The sequence below is a fragment of the Flavobacterium sharifuzzamanii genome, from assembly GCF_003254585.1.
Classification (GTDB): Bacteria; Bacteroidota; Bacteroidia; order Flavobacteriales; family Flavobacteriaceae; genus Flavobacterium; species Flavobacterium sharifuzzamanii.
Genome location: NZ_QJGZ01000031.1, coordinates 58,373 through 78,933, shown reverse-complemented (window position 1 = coordinate 78,933; position 20,561 = coordinate 58,373). Strand labels below are relative to the sequence as shown.

At 33.4% G+C, this 20,561-nt stretch carries 19 protein-coding genes; 5 read left to right on the top strand and 14 right to left on the bottom strand.

Annotation, left to right across the window (positions count from 1 at the left end):
- Positions 1-70: 70 nt before the first annotated feature.
- From murD to DMA14_RS02175, 7 genes are all read right to left on the bottom strand, one after another.
- On the bottom strand, positions 71-1,402 hold the full coding sequence (gene murD, locus DMA14_RS02205) for a UDP-N-acetylmuramoyl-L-alanine--D-glutamate ligase (protein WP_111422779.1): 1,332 nt from the start codon (positions 1,400-1,402) through the stop codon (positions 71-73).
- Positions 1,403-2,635, bottom strand: coding sequence for a phospho-N-acetylmuramoyl-pentapeptide-transferase (gene mraY / locus DMA14_RS02200; RefSeq protein ID WP_111422777.1), 1,233 nt, complete (start codon positions 2,633-2,635; stop codon positions 1,403-1,405). It lies immediately after the preceding gene.
- 100 nt (positions 2,636-2,735) lie between these two features.
- Entirely contained in the window at positions 2,736-4,199 is a 1,464-nt protein-coding gene (locus tag DMA14_RS02195) for a UDP-N-acetylmuramoyl-L-alanyl-D-glutamate--2,6-diaminopimelate ligase (protein WP_111422775.1), read from the bottom strand.
- Entirely contained in the window at positions 4,196-6,205 is a 2,010-nt protein-coding gene (locus DMA14_RS02190; protein ID WP_111422773.1) for a penicillin-binding protein, read from the bottom strand. The genes DMA14_RS02195 and DMA14_RS02190 overlap by 4 nt, the downstream gene beginning before the upstream one ends.
- The gene (locus tag DMA14_RS02185; protein WP_066032697.1) at positions 6,196-6,543 is read right to left on the bottom strand and encodes an FtsL-like putative cell division protein; all 348 of its coding nucleotides are present in this window, start codon (positions 6,541-6,543) and stop codon (positions 6,196-6,198) included. Before DMA14_RS02185 ends, DMA14_RS02190 begins: the two co-directional genes overlap by 10 nt.
- A gap of 21 nt (positions 6,544-6,564) precedes the next feature.
- Positions 6,565-7,473 (bottom strand): 16S rRNA (cytosine(1402)-N(4))-methyltransferase RsmH, encoded by a 909-nt coding sequence (gene rsmH / locus DMA14_RS02180; protein ID WP_185957094.1) that lies wholly within the window; start codon positions 7,471-7,473, stop codon positions 6,565-6,567.
- Positions 7,448-7,921: a division/cell wall cluster transcriptional repressor MraZ gene (locus DMA14_RS02175; protein ID WP_035691746.1), complete on the bottom strand. Its 474-nt coding sequence runs from the start codon at positions 7,919-7,921 to the stop codon at positions 7,448-7,450. The genes rsmH and DMA14_RS02175 overlap by 26 nt, the downstream gene beginning before the upstream one ends.
- Positions 7,922-8,298: 377 nt before the next feature.
- Between DMA14_RS02175 and DMA14_RS02170 the strand changes: the two genes are divergently transcribed.
- Both DMA14_RS02170 and yihA read left to right on the top strand, forming a co-directional pair.
- A complete protein-coding gene (locus tag DMA14_RS02170) occupies positions 8,299-9,063 on the top strand; it encodes an alpha/beta fold hydrolase (RefSeq protein WP_111422771.1) in 765 nt (254 codons plus the stop codon).
- Positions 9,064-9,105: 42 nt separating this feature from the next.
- On the top strand, positions 9,106-9,726 hold the full coding sequence (yihA, locus tag DMA14_RS02165) for a ribosome biogenesis GTP-binding protein YihA/YsxC (RefSeq protein ID WP_111422770.1): 621 nt from the start codon (positions 9,106-9,108) through the stop codon (positions 9,724-9,726).
- Between the two features lie 875 nt (positions 9,727-10,601).
- On the opposite strand, the gene gldC is transcribed toward yihA, so the two are convergent.
- Both gldC and gldB read right to left on the bottom strand, forming a co-directional pair.
- Positions 10,602-10,934 carry a gliding motility protein GldC gene (gldC, locus tag DMA14_RS02155; RefSeq protein ID WP_008467164.1) on the bottom strand — a complete coding sequence of 111 codons (333 nt, stop codon included), beginning with the start codon at positions 10,932-10,934 and terminating at the stop codon, positions 10,602-10,604.
- Positions 10,934-11,890 (bottom strand): gliding motility lipoprotein GldB, encoded by a 957-nt coding sequence (gene gldB, locus DMA14_RS02150; protein WP_111422766.1) that lies wholly within the window; start codon positions 11,888-11,890, stop codon positions 10,934-10,936. Before gldB ends, gldC begins: the two co-directional genes overlap by 1 nt.
- 99 nt (positions 11,891-11,989) lie before the next feature.
- Here gldB and nadE point away from each other — a divergent pair, with 99 nt between their 5' ends.
- Both nadE and DMA14_RS02140 read left to right on the top strand, forming a co-directional pair.
- Positions 11,990-12,796: an NAD(+) synthase gene (gene nadE, locus DMA14_RS02145; protein ID WP_111422765.1), complete on the top strand. Its 807-nt coding sequence runs from the start codon at positions 11,990-11,992 to the stop codon at positions 12,794-12,796.
- Positions 12,797-12,888: 92 nt separating this feature from the next.
- Positions 12,889-13,518: a response regulator transcription factor gene (locus tag DMA14_RS02140; protein ID WP_008467169.1), complete on the top strand. Its 630-nt coding sequence runs from the start codon at positions 12,889-12,891 to the stop codon at positions 13,516-13,518.
- Positions 13,519-13,611: 93 nt separating this feature from the next.
- Here DMA14_RS02140 and dnaG read toward each other — a convergent pair whose 3' ends face one another.
- From dnaG to DMA14_RS02120, 4 genes are all read right to left on the bottom strand, one after another.
- Positions 13,612-15,684: a DNA primase gene (gene dnaG, locus DMA14_RS02135; protein ID WP_111422763.1), complete on the bottom strand. Its 2,073-nt coding sequence runs from the start codon at positions 15,682-15,684 to the stop codon at positions 13,612-13,614.
- Positions 15,685-15,812: 128 nt separating this feature from the next.
- Positions 15,813-17,408: a hypothetical protein gene (locus tag DMA14_RS02130; protein WP_157957644.1), complete on the bottom strand. Its 1,596-nt coding sequence runs from the start codon at positions 17,406-17,408 to the stop codon at positions 15,813-15,815.
- A 38-nt stretch (positions 17,409-17,446) separates the two neighbouring features.
- A complete protein-coding gene (locus DMA14_RS02125) occupies positions 17,447-18,172 on the bottom strand; it encodes a hypothetical protein (RefSeq protein WP_111422759.1) in 726 nt (241 codons plus the stop codon).
- Positions 18,159-18,719: an RNA polymerase sigma factor gene (locus DMA14_RS02120; protein WP_111422758.1), complete on the bottom strand. Its 561-nt coding sequence runs from the start codon at positions 18,717-18,719 to the stop codon at positions 18,159-18,161. Before DMA14_RS02120 ends, DMA14_RS02125 begins: the two co-directional genes overlap by 14 nt.
- Positions 18,720-18,988: 269 nt before the next feature.
- On the opposite strand from DMA14_RS02120, the gene DMA14_RS02115 reads away from it, so the two are divergent.
- Positions 18,989-19,480 carry a barstar family protein gene (locus DMA14_RS02115; RefSeq protein ID WP_111422756.1) on the top strand — a complete coding sequence of 164 codons (492 nt, stop codon included), beginning with the start codon at positions 18,989-18,991 and terminating at the stop codon, positions 19,478-19,480.
- 14 nt (positions 19,481-19,494) lie between these two features.
- Here DMA14_RS02115 and DMA14_RS02110 read toward each other — a convergent pair whose 3' ends face one another.
- Positions 19,495-20,472, bottom strand: a complete 978-nt coding sequence (locus DMA14_RS02110; protein WP_111422755.1) for a polyprenyl synthetase family protein — start codon at positions 20,470-20,472, stop codon at positions 19,495-19,497.
- Between the last annotated feature and the right edge of the window lie 89 nt (positions 20,473-20,561).

The following is a 20,561-nucleotide window of genomic DNA, read 5'->3' as shown; positions in this document are numbered from 1 at the left end:
TCTTTTGTTTCAGATTTCATGTTTTAGGCATTCAACTTGAAACCTGAAACATGAAACTTTAAACTATTTTCTACAAGTTATGTACAGCTTGCTTGAATTGTTTTCCACGGTCTTCGTAGTTTTCGAACAAATCGAAACTTGCGCAGGCTGGAGACAATAAAACTACATCACCTTTTTCTGTTAATCTTTGAGCAGTTTTTACTGCATCATTCATGTTGTTTACTTCAACCATAATATCAACAACGTTTCCAAAAGCATCAATGATTTTGCGGTTATCGATTCCAAGACAGATAATTGCTTTTACTTTTTCACGTACTAAAGACATTAATTCGTTGTAATCATTTCCTTTATCAACACCTCCAACGATCCATACTGTCGGCGCATTCATACTATCTAAAGCAAAGAAAGTAGCGTTTACGTTTGTTGCTTTTGAATCGTTGATATATTGAACGTTCTGTATTTTTAATACTTTTTCTAAACGGTGCTCAACACCTTGGAAATTAGATAGACTTTCACGAATCGTTGCATTTCTAATTTGCATCAATTTAGCTACAGAGCTTGCTGCCATGGCGTTTTTCATATTATGTTTTCCTTCTAACGCAATGTGTTCTGTATCCATTGTAAACTCTTCTTGGTTGATCTTTATTTCCATTTTGTTGTTATTTATAGAAGCCCCTTCATCAAATTTTTTCGTCAATGAAAAAGGAATTAGTTTTGCTTTTGTTTTGTTCTTCTTTAACCATTCTATGCTTGCTTCATCATCTGCATCGTAAATGAGATAGTCATTTTCAGTCTGGTTCATTGTTATTCGGAACTTCGAATTGATATAATTTTCATATTTATATTCGTATCGATCTAAATGGTCCGGACTGATATTGGTTATTATGGCAATATCAGGTCTATAATTTATTATTCCGTCTAACTGAAAACTGCTTAATTCAAGAACGTAGGCATCAAATTTATTTTCAGCCACCTGCCAGGCGAAGCTTTTTCCAATATTTCCTCCTAATCCGACATTTAATCCCGCATATTTTACTAAATGATGCGTGAGCATTGTGGTGGTCGTTTTGCCATTACTTCCCGTAATCCCTATTGTCATTGCTTCTGTGTAAGGAAATGCAAATTCAATTTCAGAAATCACTTTTACTCCCGCTGCAACCAGCTTTTTTACTATTGGAGATTTATCTGGAATTCCTGGGCTTTTCATCACCACATCTGCATTTAGAATCAAATCTTCTGTATGCTGCTCCTCTTCCCAGGCTATTTTATTAATGATAAGAACTTCTTTATAACTTTCTTTTATTTTTCCAAAATCGGATACAAAAACATCATATCCTTGTTTCTTACCGAGGATCGCGGTTCCTACCCCGCTTTCTCCTCCACCTAAAACTACTAATCTCATTTATCTTAATTTTAGGGTAATGATTGACAATATGGCTAACATTACGGCAACAATCCAGAAACGTGTTACGATTTTACTTTCGTGATACCCTTTTTTCTGATAATGATGATGTAAAGGCGACATCAGGAAAATTCTTCGTCCTTCTCCGAAACGCTTCTTTGTATATTTAAAATAAGTTACCTGAATAATTACCGAAGCACTTTCTGCCAAGAAAATTCCACAGAATAAAACAATCAATATTTCTTTACGAACTGCAATTGCCAATACTGCGATGATTCCTCCAATAGTTAAACTTCCTGTATCTCCCATAAAAACCGATGCCGGATATGAGTTGTACCAAAGAAATCCAATAAGAGCTCCTACAAAGGCAGAAATAAAGACCGTCATTTCTCCCGAATTAGGGATATACATAATGTTTAGATAATTCGAGAAAATAATATTACCTGAAACGAATGTAAAAATCCCGAGCGCGAGGACGGATATTGCAGAGGTTCCTGCGGCGAGTCCGTCGATACCATCTGTTAAATTTGCTCCGTTTGAAACTGCTGTGATAATAAAAATTACTACTGGAATAAATACTAGCCAAGCCCATTTTTCATATCCATCACCCATGAAAGACAAAACTTCAGCATAGTCAAATTCGTTGTTTTTCACGAAAGGAATTGTGGTTGCTGTAGATTTTTCTTCAACACCAGCAGGAACAACAACTGTTGAATTTGCTGCTGTTTTAAAAATATCTGCACGACCTGTGTCTGTTCTTACTGTAACTGCGGGATTAAAATAAAGTACTGCCCCAACGATGATTCCAAGACCAACTTGACCAATTACTTTAAAAATACCTTTTAATCCTTGTTTATCTTTTTTAAATATTTTGATATAATCGTCAACAAAACCAATAGTCCCCATCCATAAGGTAGTTACAATTAGCAAAACGATATAAATGTTGTGCAATCTTGCAAATAACAAAACAGGGATAAGAGTAGCCAAAATGATGATTAATCCACCCATTGTTGGCGTACCAGCTTTTTCATTCTGACCAGCAAGACCAAGTTCTCGAACTGTTTCTCCCACTTGCTGACGGCGCAAAAAGTTAATTACTCTTTTACCATAAATAGTCGACAGAAGCAACGAAAGCATAAATGCCAAAGCTGACCTAAATGTGATATACTGGAAAACTCCTGTTCCAGGAATGTCCAATGTCTTATCAAAATATTCAAATAAATAGTACAGCATATTTTCTTATTTTTTAAATTCCAATCTCGAATTAAATTCCAATTTTTTAAAACCCAAAATCCAAATTTATTGGGATTTGGAATTTGGAATTTCCTTTTTGTTATTTATTTAGTTGTTCTAAAATTTCTTTTACCGTTTCCATATCATCAAAATGATGGCGAACACCATTTATTTCTTGATATGTTTCGTGCCCTTTTCCTGCAATTAGAATGATATCTTTAGGCTGAGCCAATTGACAAGCTGTTTTAATTGCCTGTTTTCTATCTGTAATTCGCAGCATTTTTTTATAGTTGTGTGGCTCAACTCCCTGTTCCATTTCATCCAAAATAACTTCTGGATCTTCATTTCTTGGATTATCCGAAGTCAGAACTGCTTTATCACTCATATCCGAAGCAATCTTTGCCATTATCGGACGCTTCGTTTTATCACGATTCCCTCCACAACCAACTACAGTAATCAATTGCTCGTTTTTAGTACGGATATCATTTATCGTTTTTAAAACATTTTCCAATGCATCTGGCGTATGTGCGTAATCTACAACGGCTGTAATTCCGCTATCTGACACGATATACTGAAAACGACCTGAAACACTTTCTAAATCAGACAGTAATCGCAACGCTTCTAGACTATCAATCCCTAGCTCCACAGCAGTTCCGTAAATCGCTAAAACATTGTATGCATTGAAAGTACCAATCAGTTTTACCCAAACTTCATTGTCGTTAATTTTCAACAATAATCCAGACAATTGGCTTTCTAAAATCTGGGCTCTATAATCTGCGTAAGATTTTAAAGCGTAAGTCAGCTTTTTAGCAACAGTGTTCTGAAGCATTACAGAACCATTTTTATCATCAATGTTTGATAAAACAAAAGCTGATTTTGGAAGTGAATCAAAAAATGACTTTTTAACATCTCTATATTCAGCAAATGTTGGATGATAATCTAAATGATCGTGAGAAAGATTCGTAAAAATTCCACCCACAAAATGCAAAGCTTCTGTACGCTTCTGGTGAATTCCATGCGAACTTACCTCCATAAAGCAATGTGTAACTCCAGCTTCAACCATTTCATTTAAATAATGATTAATAGTCAAAGAATCTGGCGTTGTATGTGTTGCAGGATATTCTGTTTTATCTACTACAATTTTTACAGTCGACAATAATCCCACTTTAAAACCTGCTTTTTCAAACAATTGAAATAACAACGAAGCAATCGTCGTTTTTCCATTTGTTCCTGTTACACCAACTAATTTTAATTTTGAGGACGGATCTTCAAAATAATTAGCCGCCATAAAAGCCAAAGCCGTATTGGTATCTTTTACTTGAATATAGGTTACATCATTAGCGGCATTTACTGGAAGCGTATCACAAATAATTGCTTTTGCTCCGAGCTGAATTGCTTTCTCTATGTAATCATGTCCGTCTGAAAGCGAACCTCTGATCGCAACAAAAACATCATTTGTTTCAACCTTACGTGAATCAAATTCAATTTTAGAAATAGCAATATCTGTTGAACCTTTTACAGATTCAATAGCCACTTTATATAATATGTCTTTTAATACTTTCACGATAATTCTAATACAATTGTTGTGTTTTTGCTAATACTAGTTCCAGCTTGAATCGATTGATTTTTTACTTTCCCCATTCCATTTACTTTTACTTTCAAACCTAAATTCTCTAGTAAAGCAATCGCGTCCATTCCTGGCATTCCTTTTAAATTAGGAATCTGATTAAGCTTTTTATTAGCTTCAGCCGTGTATTTATCATAACTAGCATCCTGCTTTGGAATTCTAGTGTCTAATTTTTTAATCTTATTTGTCGAAGGTGCATCAGTAAAAATCTTTTGCGCAATTCTTTTGAAAACTGGCCCAGCAACATCTGCTCCATAATAGTTATTTCTAGATGTATTTGGTTTATGAACCACTACGATACAAGAATATTTAGGATGATCAGCCGGGAAATATCCCACAAAAGAAGAAGCGTAATACAAGGCTGACTTCCCTTCTTTTCCTCCATAATTCATCTGAGCTGTTCCTGTTTTTCCTGCCATCGAAAAATCTTTCGAATACAATTTAGAACCTGTTCCTTTCTTAACCACATTAAGCAAAACCGCTTTCACTTTCTTTAATGTTTCTGACGAACAAACTTTTGGATTTATAACTTCAACATCAAACTTCTTGATGGTTTTGTTCCATTCTTTAATTTCAGATACAAACTGCGGTTTTACCATCACGCCATTATTTGCAACTGAATTGTACAGTGCCAAAGTTTGCATTGGTGTAACTGAAACTCCATATCCAAATGCCATCCACGGAAGTGATACTCCTGACCAATGCTTATCTCCTGGTTGCGGAATATATGGTCTTCCTTCTCCTTTAAAATGCAACCCTAATGTTTTATTTAATCCGTAACTATTAATATGATTAACAAATTTTGATGGATTGCTCTTATATCCTTCATAAACCGCCTGAACCATTACCGTATTTGATGAAAGCTCAAATCCACGCGCTAATGAAACTTTTCCATAACCACCGTTGTGCGAGTCACGAACAGATCTTCCATAATATTTAACGACCCCATTATGACTATCATAAACTGTACTTGTATCAGCTACTTTGTCTTCTAAAATAGCCATCAAATCAACTAATTTAAAAGTCGACCCAGGCTCGTGAGATTCAGCAATTGCATAGTTCGTTGTTTCATAATACGATCCGTCTTCTGCTCTTCCTAAATTAGAAATTGCTTTTACATGTCCCGTTTCCGTCTCCATTACCACGACACAACCGTGATCTGCCTCGTAATCTTCCAATTGTTTTAGCAAAGCGTGGTGTGCGATATCTTGAATGAAAACATCAATTGTTGAAATTACATCGTAACCATCAATTGGATCCACTTCGTTAACATCACGAATTGGTTTCCACTGTCCTTTTGCTATTTTCTGCTTTAAAATTTTACCGTCTTTTCCGTTCAAATAACTTTTAAAAGCCCATTCAATTCCTTTTCCTACCTCTACTCCTGTCGCTGGATCTATACGATCGTAACCAATTGTTCTTTCTGCAATTTTACCGATTGGATGTTTTCTAACCGTTTCCTGCTCAACAATAATCCCACCTTTGAAAGCTCCTAAATTGAATAATGGAAAACCTTTAATTTTCACATATTCAGTATAACTCAAATTGCGGGCAATCAAATAATAGCGATTTTTATTTTCGCGTGCTTTTCGCAATTCTTTCTGGAAATAACTGCTAGGTTTATCTAAAACTGTTGCCAGAGAATCTGATAATGGTTTTACGTACTTCTCAAACGTTTCTTTTTTCGGCGTTTTTGCATCAAAACGAATTTCATAATTCGGAATTGATGTTGCCAGCAAACTTCCGTCAGCAGAATAAATATTTCCTTTATTGGCAGGAATTACAAAGTTTCTTACGGTACGCTGTTTTGCCAGTTTTCTGTAATAGTCTCCTTCAACCCATTGAATATTGGTTAATTTAACAACAATAGCAATTGCCATCAAAAAGATGAAAACTGCTACGAGGTAAATTCTGTAGGATATATGTTTATCTTCTACTGCCATATTCTTTTAAAGAAACTTTTTTCTTCTTCTTTTGTAACTTCTATTTTTACTGGAGGAACTGTTGACGGAAAAATTTGTTTTTCTAACATTTTATCCGAAATGGTTGACTCCATTTTTAACTTCATCAATTCTGAACGTCGATCAACAAATTCAGATCTTAGTTCTTTTACTTCATTATTCAATTTCGCGATTTCAAAAACCTTCTGCTCGTATCGCTGTGTATTGGCGATCATCAAAATGGCCAGCAGAATTATAAAGACAATAAATCGCCAGTTTTTCACTGCATCTTCATGAATCAGGAATCTTGCTTTTAATATGCTAAATACGCCACTTTTCATTATTTCCTACCTTAATATATATTATAGCTTTTCTGCAACTCTTAATTTGGCACTTCTTGCTCTATTATTAATCTTGATTTCTTCGTTATCTGGAACAATCAATTTCCCGATAGTTTTAAATGGAACTGAAAAGTTTCCATAGAAATCTCTTTCTGGCTCTCCTTCAAACATTCCGTTTTTGATAAATCTTTTTACCAGACGATCTTCTAAAGAATGGTAAGAGATTACAGAAAATCTTCCTCCAGGTTTTAAAATCTCCAATGACTGTTCTATAAATTCTTTCAGAACATCCATTTCCTGATTCACCTCGATTCTGATTGCTTGATAAATCTGAGCCAATACTTTGTTTCGAACTTTCTCTGGCAAAAACTTTTTCAGAACTTCTTTTAATTCTTCAGTCGTTTTGATTGGATAATCTTTTCTTGCCTCAACAATTGTTCTTGCCAAAACAGGTGCATTTTTCAACTCCCCATAATCAAAAAAAACACGACGTAAATCCTGTTCTTCATATTCGTTAACCACTCGATAAGCATTTAAATCATTTCTTTGACTCATCCGCATATCTAACTCGGCATCAAATCTTGTTGAAAAACCTCTTTCAGGAACATCAAACTGATGTGATGAAACTCCTAAATCTGCCAAGATTCCATCAACCGCTTTTACTCCGTGAAAACGTAAAAATCTTTTTATAAATCTAAAATTCTCATTTATCAAAGTGAACCTTTCGTCTGGCAATGCATTGGCAAGCGCGTCTTCGTCTTGATCAAATGCAAACAGCCTTCCGTTTGGTCCTAATCTTTTTAAAATCTCTTTTGAATGACCACCGCCTCCAAACGTAACATCTACATACACACCATCAGGTTTAATATTTAAACCATCTACTGTTGGATGAAGCAAAACCGGATTATGATATTCCATCTTCGTCGTCATTAATATTTCCCATTACTTCTTCGGCTAGATCTGCAAAATCCATATCTTCGCCGCTAATTGATTTCTCGTATAAATCTTTGTCCCAAATCTCAACAATATTAACCGCAGATGAAAAAACCACATCTTTAGAAATACTTGCAAACGTTACCAAATCTTTGGGAACAAGCAATCTCCCTAATGCATCAACCTCAACCACTTTAACACCAGCAGTAAACCTTCTAATGAAATCGTTGTTCTTTTTTACAAAGCGATTAAGCTTGTTGATTTTTTTCATCATCGCATCCCATTCTACCATAGGATACAATTCTAAACACGGCTGAAAAACAGAGCGCTTCAAAACAAATCCGTCTTGAAGAGAAGCTGTCAACTGCTTTTTTAAAGGAGCAGGCATCATTAGCCTTCCTTTAGCATCGACTTTACACTCATATGTTCCAACAATTGTGTTCAAAAAAACTAGTTAACATGTTATACAGCAAAAATATAAAAAATATTACCACATTTTACCACTTTATACCACTTTGTTAATAAGTTTAACCACTTTGCTACCACTTTCCATAATCCTCATTCAATCAATACCTTAACTATTAATTAACAGATCCTTAAATACGCTATTCATTCAAAAAAATAATGCGCTAATTTTCTTAAAAAATTGATTATAATGCATATTTCTTAACATTTGAATATTTTAACAAATACACGTTTAATTACTGATTTTTAACCTTTTACATATTCTACTCAAATTATCTAGTTAAAAAATGGCATCAAAAATTCATTTTTGTTGAATTAACCCTATATTTGTCGAAATTGAAATTGGCATTAGATTAGATGGACAAACACTATAAAAAAGAAGGCAAATACAGCTATTTCGAAGCTGGAGAAGGAACTCCGATCGTTATCCTGCATGGTTTAATGGGAGGCCTAAGTAACTTTGATGGTGTAGCACAATATTTCCCAACAAAAGGATATAAAGTTGTTATCCCAGATTTGCCAATATACACCCAAAGCATTTTAAAAACGAACGTAAAAAGTTTTGCGAAATACGTAAAAGACTTTATCACTTTTAAAGGTTTTGACAAAGTAATTCTTCTAGGAAATTCATTAGGAGGACACATCGCTTTGTATCACACAAAACTTTATCCAGAAAAAGTTGCCGGACTTGTAATCACAGGAAGTTCTGGACTTTACGAAAGTGCAATGGGAGACAGTTACCCACGAAGAGGCGATTACGAATACATCAAAACAAAAGCTGAAGCTGTATTTTATGACCCAAAAATTGCAACCCCAGATTTGATTGATGAAGTTTATGCTACAGCTAATGATCGAATCAAATTAATCAAAACTTTAACCATTGCAAAAAGTGCGATCCGTCATAATATGGCTAAAGATTTGCCAAAAATGGACGTTGAAACTTGTATTATTTGGGGAAAAAATGACTCTGTAACACCTCCAAATGTTGCAGAAGAATTTGATAAATTACTACCAAATTCAACTTTATACTGGATTGACAAATGCGGACACGCAGCAATGATGGAACACCCTCAGGAATTCAATGAAATTCTTGAAAAATGGCTTACTGAAAAGAATTTTTAGCCATAAAATTTATTTTTTTAGGAGGTTTTAAAACGAGAGATTATGAAAATTAACACCGCCGAATTTATTGTCAGCAATTCTGACGCTTCAAAATGTCCGAAGGATTTTTTGCCAGAATATGCTTTTATAGGAAGATCAAACGTAGGTAAGTCATCTTTGATAAATATGCTTACCAACAACAAAAACTTAGCTAAAACATCTGGAAAACCAGGAAAAACGCAATTAATCAATCATTTTAAAATCAACAACAATTGGTTTTTGGTCGATTTACCAGGTTACGGATATGCTAAAGTTTCAAAGAAAACAAAATCAATTTTCCAACAGTTTATTACCGATTATTTCGAAAACAGAGAGCAATTGGTTTGTGCTTTTGTTTTAATTGATATTCGTCACGAAGCGCAAAATATTGACATTGAATTCATGTCTTATATGGGTGAAAGCGAAATTCCGTTCTGCATTATTTTTACTAAAGCAGATAAAATTGGTAAAACTAAAATAGATTCGCATATCGCCGCTTACAAAAAACAGATGTTTGCCAACAACTGGGCCGAAATGCCACAGTATTTTGTAACCTCATCTACAGAATCAATGGGAAAAGAAGAACTTTTATCTTATATCGATCAAGTGAATCAGGAAGTTTTTAAAAACAACTCGGAATTTTAAAGTTTAAATTCCAATTTTTTGAAATTCCAAATTCTAAACTTTAGAAACTCAAAATATTAAATCCCAAATCCCAAATCCCAAACTTACAATTGGAATTTGGGATTTTTTTATTGGAATTTATTCTTGTAGCTTTTTCTTCGTTTTTCTTCTGAAATTTAAAACTCTCCATTCTTTATAAATCAGATACTGATATAAAATATAAAAGAGAGAATTGAAAAACCAGAAATCGAGCACAAATGGCTCTGTAAAAAACACCGAATCACTATTTCCAGATAGAAAAATACTAGCGCTGCTTGTGACGTAAATAATTAGCCCGTTACAGAAATAGAAATAATTATGCTTATGTTTTTTAAAATTTGAAATAATAAAATAGATTGCATAAAACAACAGCGGAATCGATGTTATGGCAATTTCTATCAAATTAAACTCCCAATAAAGCGAAGGATTATCAAAATATTGATACGTTAAGAAAAGCATCACCGAAACAAATACAATTACCATAATCTGCTTCAGCACTTTACTTGAAAAACTTTTATAAAAAAAGAGATTAAGCGTGATAAACTGGAAAATAAAATAATAGTGTGAAAGGAAGAAATTAGAATTAGGATAAAGGAATCCGATTATATGACAAAGTAATTCTACACAAAACAACAATACCAAATATGTTGTTATAATACGATACAGTATATCTCTGTTTTTGCAGGTCATGTAAAAACGTATCGCATTGGCAAGTAAAAAAAACAACCCGATAAGACTTACAAGAAAAGCGAACAGCATATAATTTGTTTTACCTAGACAATTTACAATAAAAAACAAAAAATCCCAAACCCAATCTTTAATATTGGAATTTGGGATTTCTTTTATTTGAAGCTTGACTATTTCGTAAGTTCCAGTTTTTCCGCAAAGTAATCACAAAAGTCTTTCATAGTATCAGACATTTTTTCGTCATCTGTTGCACGTTTAAAAGTGTCCGACATAGCTACTAAAGTTTGATGAAAGAAAATTTTCATTTCATCTACCGGCATATCTTTCGTCCACAAATCAATACGCATTGTTTCTTTTGCTTTACTATCCCAAATAGACAGCATAATTGCTTTTGCCTCTTCAGCTTGAACTCCACCGTCTTGCGCACTCCAAGTTAGTTTTTCAGGAACGCGGTTTTCGTCCAATTCTATATTAAATTTAATCTCTGAGTTTATATTTGCCATTATTTCTTAGGTTTATATTTTGATTTTTCGAAGATTTCTTTTGGCTCAAGTTTGAACAATTCAGCCAAAGAAACATCACTATTATTTTTCATATAAGAACGTACCATCTGCCAGCCAATCCAAGCTCCCACTCGCCCTGGAGAATCGTTATCTATTTCTAAAAAGAATTTTGAAAAAGGTGCTGGAGCTATAAATCGTGCTCTCAATTTAGGATCTTCATTGTAAAGCATTTCATTTTCTATAAAATAACGCCACATGTATGCTTCATTTTCTTCACACCATTTTATCTGCTCAGGAGTATACCCCATTTTTTCAGCATCGGTATATTCAGGAATCAGCAAATCTTTTGCGTAAAGCTGTTTTCCTTCAAAAATCATTTGAGCAACCAAACTCCTGTCAATTGAATTTGGAATATTTCGATAAGAAAAACTGGAAACCACATCTGGCATAATCTGTCTTTCTTCAAAATTCTCTTTTAAGTAATTTGGAAACTCATAAAATTTATGATTCTTTCCTAAATACAATTCCAAAGCTACAACTACAAGACTGTCTGCATAAATTGATTTCGCATTATAATCCATTTCTCCAATAACTGTAATTACTTTAGGAATTCTAGTCTTAGGAAAATAATATTTTACATGCTGAAAAAGCTCATTAAACTCTTTGCGAACAGGTTCAAAATTGCTGTATTTTTTCTGAACTTCTTCGTAAACTTCTCTCCAGATTGGATCGTTCATTTTCTGAATCCAGACATTATCATCATTGCCAGGAAAGAAAAAAGGATATTGTTTTTTTATTTTTGGAAGATCTTGAGGCTTGGTCTCAAAAAACACCTTGTCAAATCTTTCCACTTTAATATCAACAGGAATTTCTTCTACTGCTTTTTCAACCTTACTTTTTTGATTGCAAGACAAAAAAAACAGGCATAGAACCACTGCAAAGCGATATATTTTCATTTTATTTTAATTAGATTTGTGTTATCAGAATTTTAAGTAAGTGCATACTCAAAATAATTCTGCAAATATACATCCCTGTATCTTAAAACTTAAACTATTATGGCTAAAAAAAGCACAATTCAGACAGAAAAAGTAAATACGCACATTGTAGAGTGGTTAAAAAATTACGCTACTAATGCAAAAGTAAATGGTTTTGTAATTGGAATCTCAGGTGGTGTAGATTCTGCAGTAACTTCAACTTTATGCGCACAGACCGGACTGAAAGTTTTATGTGTAGAAATGCCAATTCATCAGGCAGAAAGTCAAGTCTCAAGAGGAAGAGAACATATCGACCAGCTTAAAAAACGTTTCCCTAATGTGTCTGATGTTAAGACTGATTTGACAGAAACTTTTGAATCGTTTAAAAGTGCTGTTCCTTCAACAGAGGATACAGCTAAAGTAAATTTAGCTTTGGCAAACACACGTGCACGTATTAGAATGACTTCTTTATATTATTTAGCTGGAATTCATGGCTTACTTGTTGCAGGAACAGGAAACAAGGTTGAAGATTTTGGCGTTGGCTTTTATACAAAATATGGAGATGGTGGCGTAGATTTAAGTCCGATAGCTGATTTAATGAAATCTGATGTATATGCTTTAGGAGAATTTTTAGAAATTCCGAAGTCAATTTTAACAGCAGCACCTACAGACGGATTATTTGGCGATAATCGTACTGATGAAGACCAATTAGGTGCAAGTTATGACGAATTAGAATGGGCGATGTTGGCCGCGGAGTCAGGAAATACGGCATCTGACTTTGAGGGGAGAGAAAAATCTGTCTTTGAAATTTATAAACGATTAAACACCAGCAACAAGCACAAAATGGATCCAATTCCGGTTTGTTTAATACCAAAAACGTTAAAATAACACATTTTAACATTCTCTGCGAGTTATTACAGAATTTATTTATTAATTTTACCGTTCCAAAAACATGAACAATTCTAAAAAAGGTAAAAATTATGATTAAAGTATGTCTAGCAGACAATCATCCTGTGACGCACTTTGGCGTTAAGTCTTATTTCAAAGACCACGATCAAATTTCAATTGTTGCCAATGTAGGCAATTTTTCAATGGTTAGAGATATCCTTCAAACGAAGGAAATCGATATTCTAATCTTAGATTTAGAACTAGAAGGGCTTTCAAGCATCTTCGAAATCAAATCAATCCTGAAAAATTTCCCAAAAACAAAAATTGTTATTTTCAGTGATCTTGCTGAGCAAATGTACGCTCCAAACGCAATTAAAGCAGGAGTTTCTGGGTATGTGCACAAAACAGAAAAACTTGAAACATTAGGCCATTCTATTATTAAAGTACACGAAGGAAAAATTATCATCAACGAAACAGTACGTAAAAACATGGCACTTATTGCTAAACAAAGCAAAAGTGAGCGTCTGTACAGAAAACTTTCTAACCGTGAGATCGAAGTTTTACGTTACTTAAGTGATGGTAAGAAAAACAATGAAATCTCTAAAATCTTAAATCTGAACGAAAAAACGATCAGTACTTACAAACTGAGATTATTAACGAAATTAAACGTTACTAATTTAGTTGACTTAGTAAACAAAGCTAAGACTTTAGAAATTATTTAATTTAAATCGGCTAGCTTAAAATTTTAAGCAGTCAAAAATTTATAAAAACTCTATCTTTTTTGATTCATCAAATTAGATAGAGTTTTTCTCTTTTTAGTGATAAGGCACCACTACTCGGCCTAGTTTTTTCGAAAAATTATTCAGCAGTTTAGAATAATCTATCACCATACTTAAAATTTCTGAATTATCTTCTTGCGGATCGGTTAAAAGAGAATTCTTTAATTCTGCAATAATTCCAGATACCAAATACCATCTCATAGAAAATATCGTATCAGAAACATTCTGCTCTATGGTTTCGCTTTTGTGTTTTGGAAAAATATTCTGTCCTTCCCAATTATGAATAGTCAGCCTTTCGTCTTCCATTAAAATATTGGTCACTTCTTGAGCAAATTCAGGCTCTAGATGCATCAAATATTTATCTAAACTAAAAGTCTCATTCTGATTGTAAAAAGCAATAATGTTATTGTAAATATTTTGAAATAAGATATTCGACAATTCTACCTCATCTTCTTGAAGACTCAAATATATTTTTTCAAACACTTTATATTGTCTTTTTTCCGAAACTTCTTTTACATTTCCTTCTTCATCTGCTTTCAAGAAAACGTCTTCAAAACTTTCGACAACACTTCCGTACAATAGCAAAATCTCAATGACTTTCTTTTCAAAACCATATAAAATATCTACTTTTTGAGTTTGTTCTGGCGGATAATATCCTGGATCTCCTGGATAATCATAACCTTCTGGCGGACCCGTTCTTGGATCTTCGGGGTCTCCTCCTGAAAATGTACCTGCTTGTGGAGGCTGATTTCTAACTACTTCAAAAGGCTTCTGCTCTTGTTTCTGCTTTTTATTAGCGTCAGCTATATCTTTCTGAATAAGCTGTGCTAAAGTGCTCGTCAAGACTTGCTCCGAAATATCCATAATTCGAGCACATTCCTGAATGTAGACCTCGCGCTGTATACGATCTGGTATTTTAGAAATACTCGCAACCATATCGCGAATCAGATCAGCTTTTTTTATCGGGTCGTTTTTAGCTTCGCCCATTAAAATCGAAGCCTTAAACTGTATAAAATCTTTACTATTGTTTTCTAAGTAGGAAACTAAATCATCATGTGAATTTTTTCGAGCAAAACTGTCTGGATCTTCTCCCTGAGGAAAAGAACAAACACGAACATTCATACCTTCTTCCAAAATCAAATCAATTCCTCGAATAGCTGCTCGTAAACCCGCAGCATCTCCATCAAACAGAACGGTGATATTTCGCGTCAGACGATTGATCAAACGAATTTGATCTGGCGTTAAAGCTGTTCCAGACGAAGCCACAACATTTTCTATTCCGGCTTGACTAAATTGAATCACGTCGGTATAACCTTCTACCAAATAACAGTTGTTTTGCTTCGCTATAGATTGTTTGGCATGATAAATTCCGTAAAGGACTTTACTTTTATGGTAAATATCACTTTCTGGCGAATTCAGGTATTTTGCTGCTTTTTTATCATTGGTTAAGATACGCCCTCCAAAACCTAAAACACGGCCAGACATACTTTGAATCGGAAACATTACACGCCCTTTAAATCGGTCAAACGGACGATCTTCTCTCGGAATTGTTAAACCTGTACTTTCTAAAAATTCTAATTTATAACCTTTTCCAAGGGCTTCTTTCGTCAAGGCATCCCAAGTTTCTGGTGAATATCCTAAATTGAATTTCTTAATGGTTTCGTTGGTGAATCCTCTTTCTTTAAAATAAGACAAACCAATTGCTTTTCCTTCTTCAGAATTAACCAAAACATCCTGAAAATATTTGGCAGCAAATTCAGAAACCAAGTACATACTTTCGCGAAGATCTGTATTTGCTTTTTCTGCTTCTGTCTGTTCAGTTTCTTCGATTTCGATATTGTACTTTTTAGCTAAATATCGAATGGCTTCTGGATAGGTAAATTGTGAATGCTCCATTAAGAATTTAACAGAATTTCCTCCTTTTCCAGTACTAAAATCTTTCCAGATTCCTTTTGCGGGCGACACCATGAACGACGGCGAACGCTCATCTGAAAATGGACTCAACCCTTTAAAATTGCTTCCTGCGCGCTTCAAATTCACAAAATCGCCAATAACCTCCTCTACTCGAGCAGTTTCAAAAACAGAATCAATGGTGGTTTGTGAAATCAAAGTGTATTAAATTTTAAAAGTTGAGAGCTAGCAAAAATACGCAAATCTTGTTGGAATTTTAATCATTTTAAACCAAAAAAAGCACCTCTTACGAGATGCCCTTTTACTAACTAAACTTAATTTTATATTTAATTGAAATCGAAGCGTAATCCCAAGGAAATATTATTTTGATCAACACTATTTTTTTCAAATAAAGGCTGTAAATCATATTTCAAATACAAACTTGTTGCTTTGTAACCTATATATGTACTTAGTCCATAATTAAAATCATTTACATTAAAATTACCTTTTGTTTTTTGCTTCACATCATTTCCAACCGCATCATCAAAACATAAAATTTGTTTTGATTTCACTCTAAATCCTGCATAACCTCCTATACCAAATCTGGCACTTTTATGTGATTTAAAATAATTAACGCCATCTCGAACTTCTTTCTTAGTAAAGTCAAACTCCAAATGCAATGGCACCATTACATATACATTTCTAAATCGGGATTCGTCTAAATGTACGGGGCTTGTCACTAAATCGGTTTGTGCGCCATTTTTTTCAAAATAGCGATCATCTGTCGCTCGCAGATTATTATACATCAAAGACATTCCGTATTTAAAATGCAGCAAATTATCTTCTTTTAAAATTCTAGTGTTTCCAGTTATCCCCCATTCATAAAAGTGAGATTGCAAATATTTAAAATCGGAATGGGCAACTTGGCCATCTGTCACTAAATTATTTGCTCCAAAAGCAAAAACAAATTGAGTCGTAGTTCTTTTTGATTGACGTTTATCAACATCTTTTTGTCCGTGATACACTTTCATAGAAGTAAGATTAATGATTGTTTGGTCTCCTTTATCACAATCATTGCAATCGCCAATTATAATTTTTGTCCCTTTTCTTTTATTTGCATCTTCTGTCTCAATTTTTCCATCAACTCTATCCTGAACCAATTGGCTTAGTTTATTTTCTTCGATAGCTACATTGGTTTCAATATTAGCAGCATGAACTTTAGCTTTATTTAATTTAAGCTCTTCTGCTTTTTCTTTAGAAATTATTCCTTTTGAAACTTCATTATCTAATGAATCTACTTCAATTTTTAAGGCATTTTTTTCATCCTCTGTTATTTTTTTAATTTGATCAGCAATCGCTTTTGCCCTTACTTCAAATGGAATTTCCTTATGCTCTTGTCCTTTAGTTAACCCAGTTTCTGGAACACTGTCATCAGCCACTTCAAGTTTTACATCTTTAAACCAAATTTGCCCAGGCCCATCTAATAAAACTCCATAAGTAATGGATGTTGCATCCTTTGGCACAAACAAAACAACTTCATATTTTGTCCAATTAGTCGAGCCCTTTATAGGTCTATTCTGCATATTATCAAAAGCAAGTACACGAGCAGAATAATAATCAACACGCATCCAAAGTCCAGCCCATGAACTTACGTTTTCTGTCTTTACATAAGCAGTCATTTTAAGCTTTTTATCCTGATACAAATTAGGTTTTGCTCCTTTTCCCAAACTGCCAAAACCTTTTACTTTATTTTGAACTGATTTTATGGTAAAGATATTTTGATCAGCAGATTCAGGATCTTTCTCAAAATTCATTTCATATTTTACAGGTTCATGTTGCCAATAAGACCAGTCTAAAACTTTTTTATAACTGCCACTTTCTTGTGCTGATAATTTAGTTGCCATAACAACTATCATCATTATAAGTAATATAATTTTTTGCATGATTTTCGTTTTTTGATTGATGATTGATAATTCTTTATTTATTCTTCGTAATTCCTATTTGCTATAGCGCTTTTTACAGCCTTCAAATTTTTATTAAATTTATCTAGCGCTGACTCTCTATAAGATTGATTTAATTCTGTTTCAGCATTCAACAGCAAATCATTAGGATTTACCGAAACAGCTTTTCTGTTTTTTTTAATTACTTCATCAGCAGATTTTGTTTCGACTTTACCATTCACTTCTGCTAATAATTGTTCTGCTGAAATGTATTTGCTTTTATTCTCAAATCGGGGATTCTTATTTTCCAAAGAATTATCTGCTACATTATCCTCTTTTAAATCATTTTTAACCGAAAGCGCTACATTATTCTCAAGTTGTTTTGAATTCTTGTTTTGATTACGAATTTCAACAACAGCTTGCACATTTTTCGTTATTGGTTTCAGATTATGATTATTGATACTTATAGTGTCATCTTTATTTATTCCTACTACATCTGAAGTATCTTTATTTATTTTTTGTTCTAAGACTATTGGTGTATCCCTTTTTATTTCTACAGTTTCAGAACGGTTCAAATAGATCGTTCCAACCAATAAAAACCCCGCGATGCTTGCAGCTATATACAGCCATTTTCTATTTTTCTTTGGCTTTTTCTCTTCTGCTACACTCAACATTGCATCCAATCGATCCCAAGCATTGTTGCTTGGTTCAATTTCGCGTTGGTTTAGTTTTTCACGGAAATCCTTTTCAAAATTATTCGGTTCCATTATCTTGTTTTTTTAAAATAGTAATTTGTGTTTGCAGCATTTTTCTAGCGTGCGATAATTGCGATTTTGATGTTCCTTCATTAATTCCTAACATCTTGGCAATTTCATTATGTTTATAACCTTCAATTGCGTATAAATTGAAAACCATTTTATATCCATCAGGCAAAGCATCAATTAAATACTGAATCTGTTCTACAGTAAATTGGCTGTCGATTTCGTTAAAGCTTTCTTCAACAAAAAATTCATCTTCGGCAAATTTTACCTTTTTCTGAACTCTTAAATACGAAATGCATTCGTTAACCATAATTCGACGAATCCATCCTTCAAAACTTCCTTTGTGTTCAAAATTTTTCAGATTTGTAAACACTTTCATAAAAGCAGTTATCATTACATCTTCTGCCAATTGTATGTCTTTTATATATTGACGACATACACTTAACATTTTTGAAGAATATTTACCATAAATCTGCTGCTGAGCCTGACGATTGTTCTCGACAGCCAGCTTTATGATTTTGGTTTCTTCTTGATGCAAGGGTATAATTTTCATTAATAAGCTTTCGGTTTTGGTTTTATAAACAGACTTCTATTAGCATAGACGATTGTCGATTTGAAATGGTTGCATGGGAGTGAAAAAAAAATCTAATTCCTAAACTGCCTCTTTTCTAAAGGCATTAAAAACTAAGGATAAACATACTAAATATAATAAAAAAGAAACGTCAATATTTTTAAGACATTTATATCTTATCCTGATTTTGAAAGAAAATACTCTAACTTTGTTTATTAAAAAATATTGATTCAATTTAATACAAAGAAAATATGAGTTCATTTAAAAACTCTCCCGAATTATATAAAAAAATTGATTATCAAATTGTAGCAAATGGTTGGTTCCAATTATACCTGAGTAATACTATCTTAGGAAATGATATCGAATGGCTAGAAAATGAAGGATATGAAATTGTTCAATTTAAATGTAATAGCGAAAGTAAGTTATTTGAGCAATTTAGAGAGCAGTTTTTATTTCCAAAATATTTTCACCATAATTTAAACTCTTTGAATGATTGTCTCAGAGATATAGAAATAAAAGGAATTGGAATGGCAATTGTATTCAAAAATGCTGACAGTCTTAAAAAAGATATTTTAGATCGAGTTTTGGATATATTTGTAAATATGGCAAGATTAAATTTTATTATAGGAAAACGAGTGCTGATTTTGGTACAAGTTAATAACAATGATTTTAAAGCAGACGATATAGGCTCAATAAAAGCAACTTGGAATATAAATGAATGGCTTGATTCTAAGCGAAGATAATACTTATTTTAAGCCTATTTCTTCCTCTCAATAACGTAATTCACCATCAAAGTCAAAGCGTCTTTGTACTCAGAATCGCCAAAGTTTTGAAGTAATGCAAGTGCTTCTTGCTGGAATTCGACCATTTTGTTTTCGGCGTAAGCCAAACCATTGTTATTTTTTACAAAGGCAATCACTTCTTTTACGCGTTTTTTGTCTTTGTTGTGGTTTTTTATGGAGTTTATCAGCCACTTTTTTTCTTGCGGAGTACAAGTATTTAAAACATGAATTAAAGGCAATGTCATTTTTTGCTCTTTAATATCGATTCCAGTTGGTTTTCCGATGGCTTCTTCGCTATAATCAAATAAATCATCTTTGATTTGAAATGCCATTCCGATCAGCTCACCAAATTTACGCATGTTTTCTACCTGAGCATCATCTTCTATTACAGCTTTCGCGCCAAGCGCACAACATGCTGCAATAAGCGTTGCTGTTTTCTTTCTGATGATTTCGTAGTAAACATCTTCGGTAATATCAAGTCTTCTTGCTTTTTCTATTTGAAGCAATTCCCCTTCGCTCATTTCGCGAACGGCAACAGAAATGATTCTCAATAAATCAAAATCGCCATTGTCGATAGAAAGCAATAAACCTTTAGACAATAAATAATCTCCAACCAAAACGGCAATTTTGTTTTTCCAAAGTGCATTGATTGAGAAAAATCCACGACGGCGGTTACTATCATCCACAACATCATCGTGTACTAAAGTTGCGGTGTGAATAAGCTCAATTACTGAAGCTCCACGATAGGTTCTTTCGTTTACAATTCCTCCAGAAACCATTTTTGCAGTAAGAAAAACAAACATCGGACGCATCTGTTTTCCCTTGCGGTTTACGATATAATAAGTGATTCTGTTTAATAACGCAACCTTTGAAGTCATCGATTCATGGAACTTTTTTTCGAAAAGTTCCATCTCGGTAAAAATAGGCTGCTTTATTTGAGACGTAATATTCATTTAGACTCCAAATATACTATTTTAAATAAAAATACGTTGTGTATTTTAGGCTAGGATTTTAAAATTTTATGTCTTAAACCAAAAACACC

Coding starts and splice junctions, on each gene's coding strand:
- murD (WP_111422779.1), bottom strand. CDS start 1,402: ATGAGATTAGTAGTTTTAGGTGGAGGAGAAAGCGGGGTAGGAACCGCG.
- mraY (WP_111422777.1), bottom strand. CDS start 2,635: ATGCTGTACTATTTATTTGAATATTTTGATAAGACATTGGACATTCCT.
- DMA14_RS02190 (WP_111422773.1), bottom strand. CDS start 6,205: ATGGCAGTAGAAGATAAACATATATCCTACAGAATTTACCTCGTAGCA.
- DMA14_RS02185 (WP_066032697.1), bottom strand. CDS start 6,543: ATGAAAAGTGGCGTATTTAGCATATTAAAAGCAAGATTCCTGATTCAT.
- rsmH (WP_185957094.1), bottom strand. CDS start 7,473: ATGACGACGAAGATGGAATATCATAATCCGGTTTTGCTTCATCCAACA.
- DMA14_RS02170 (WP_111422771.1), top strand. CDS start 8,299: ATGGACAAACACTATAAAAAAGAAGGCAAATACAGCTATTTCGAAGCT.
- yihA (WP_111422770.1), top strand. CDS start 9,106: ATGAAAATTAACACCGCCGAATTTATTGTCAGCAATTCTGACGCTTCA.
- gldC (WP_008467164.1), bottom strand. CDS start 10,934: ATGGCAAATATAAACTCAGAGATTAAATTTAATATAGAATTGGACGAA.
- gldB (WP_111422766.1), bottom strand. CDS start 11,890: ATGAAAATATATCGCTTTGCAGTGGTTCTATGCCTGTTTTTTTTGTCT.
- nadE (WP_111422765.1), top strand. CDS start 11,990: ATGGCTAAAAAAAGCACAATTCAGACAGAAAAAGTAAATACGCACATT.
- DMA14_RS02140 (WP_008467169.1), top strand. CDS start 12,889: ATGATTAAAGTATGTCTAGCAGACAATCATCCTGTGACGCACTTTGGC.
- DMA14_RS02130 (WP_157957644.1), bottom strand. CDS start 17,408: ATGCAAAAAATTATATTACTTATAATGATGATAGTTGTTATGGCAACT.
- DMA14_RS02125 (WP_111422759.1), bottom strand. CDS start 18,172: ATGGAACCGAATAATTTTGAAAAGGATTTCCGTGAAAAACTAAACCAA.
- DMA14_RS02120 (WP_111422758.1), bottom strand. CDS start 18,719: ATGAAAATTATACCCTTGCATCAAGAAGAAACCAAAATCATAAAGCTG.
- DMA14_RS02115 (WP_111422756.1), top strand. CDS start 18,989: ATGAGTTCATTTAAAAACTCTCCCGAATTATATAAAAAAATTGATTAT.
- DMA14_RS02110 (WP_111422755.1), bottom strand. CDS start 20,472: ATGAATATTACGTCTCAAATAAAGCAGCCTATTTTTACCGAGATGGAA.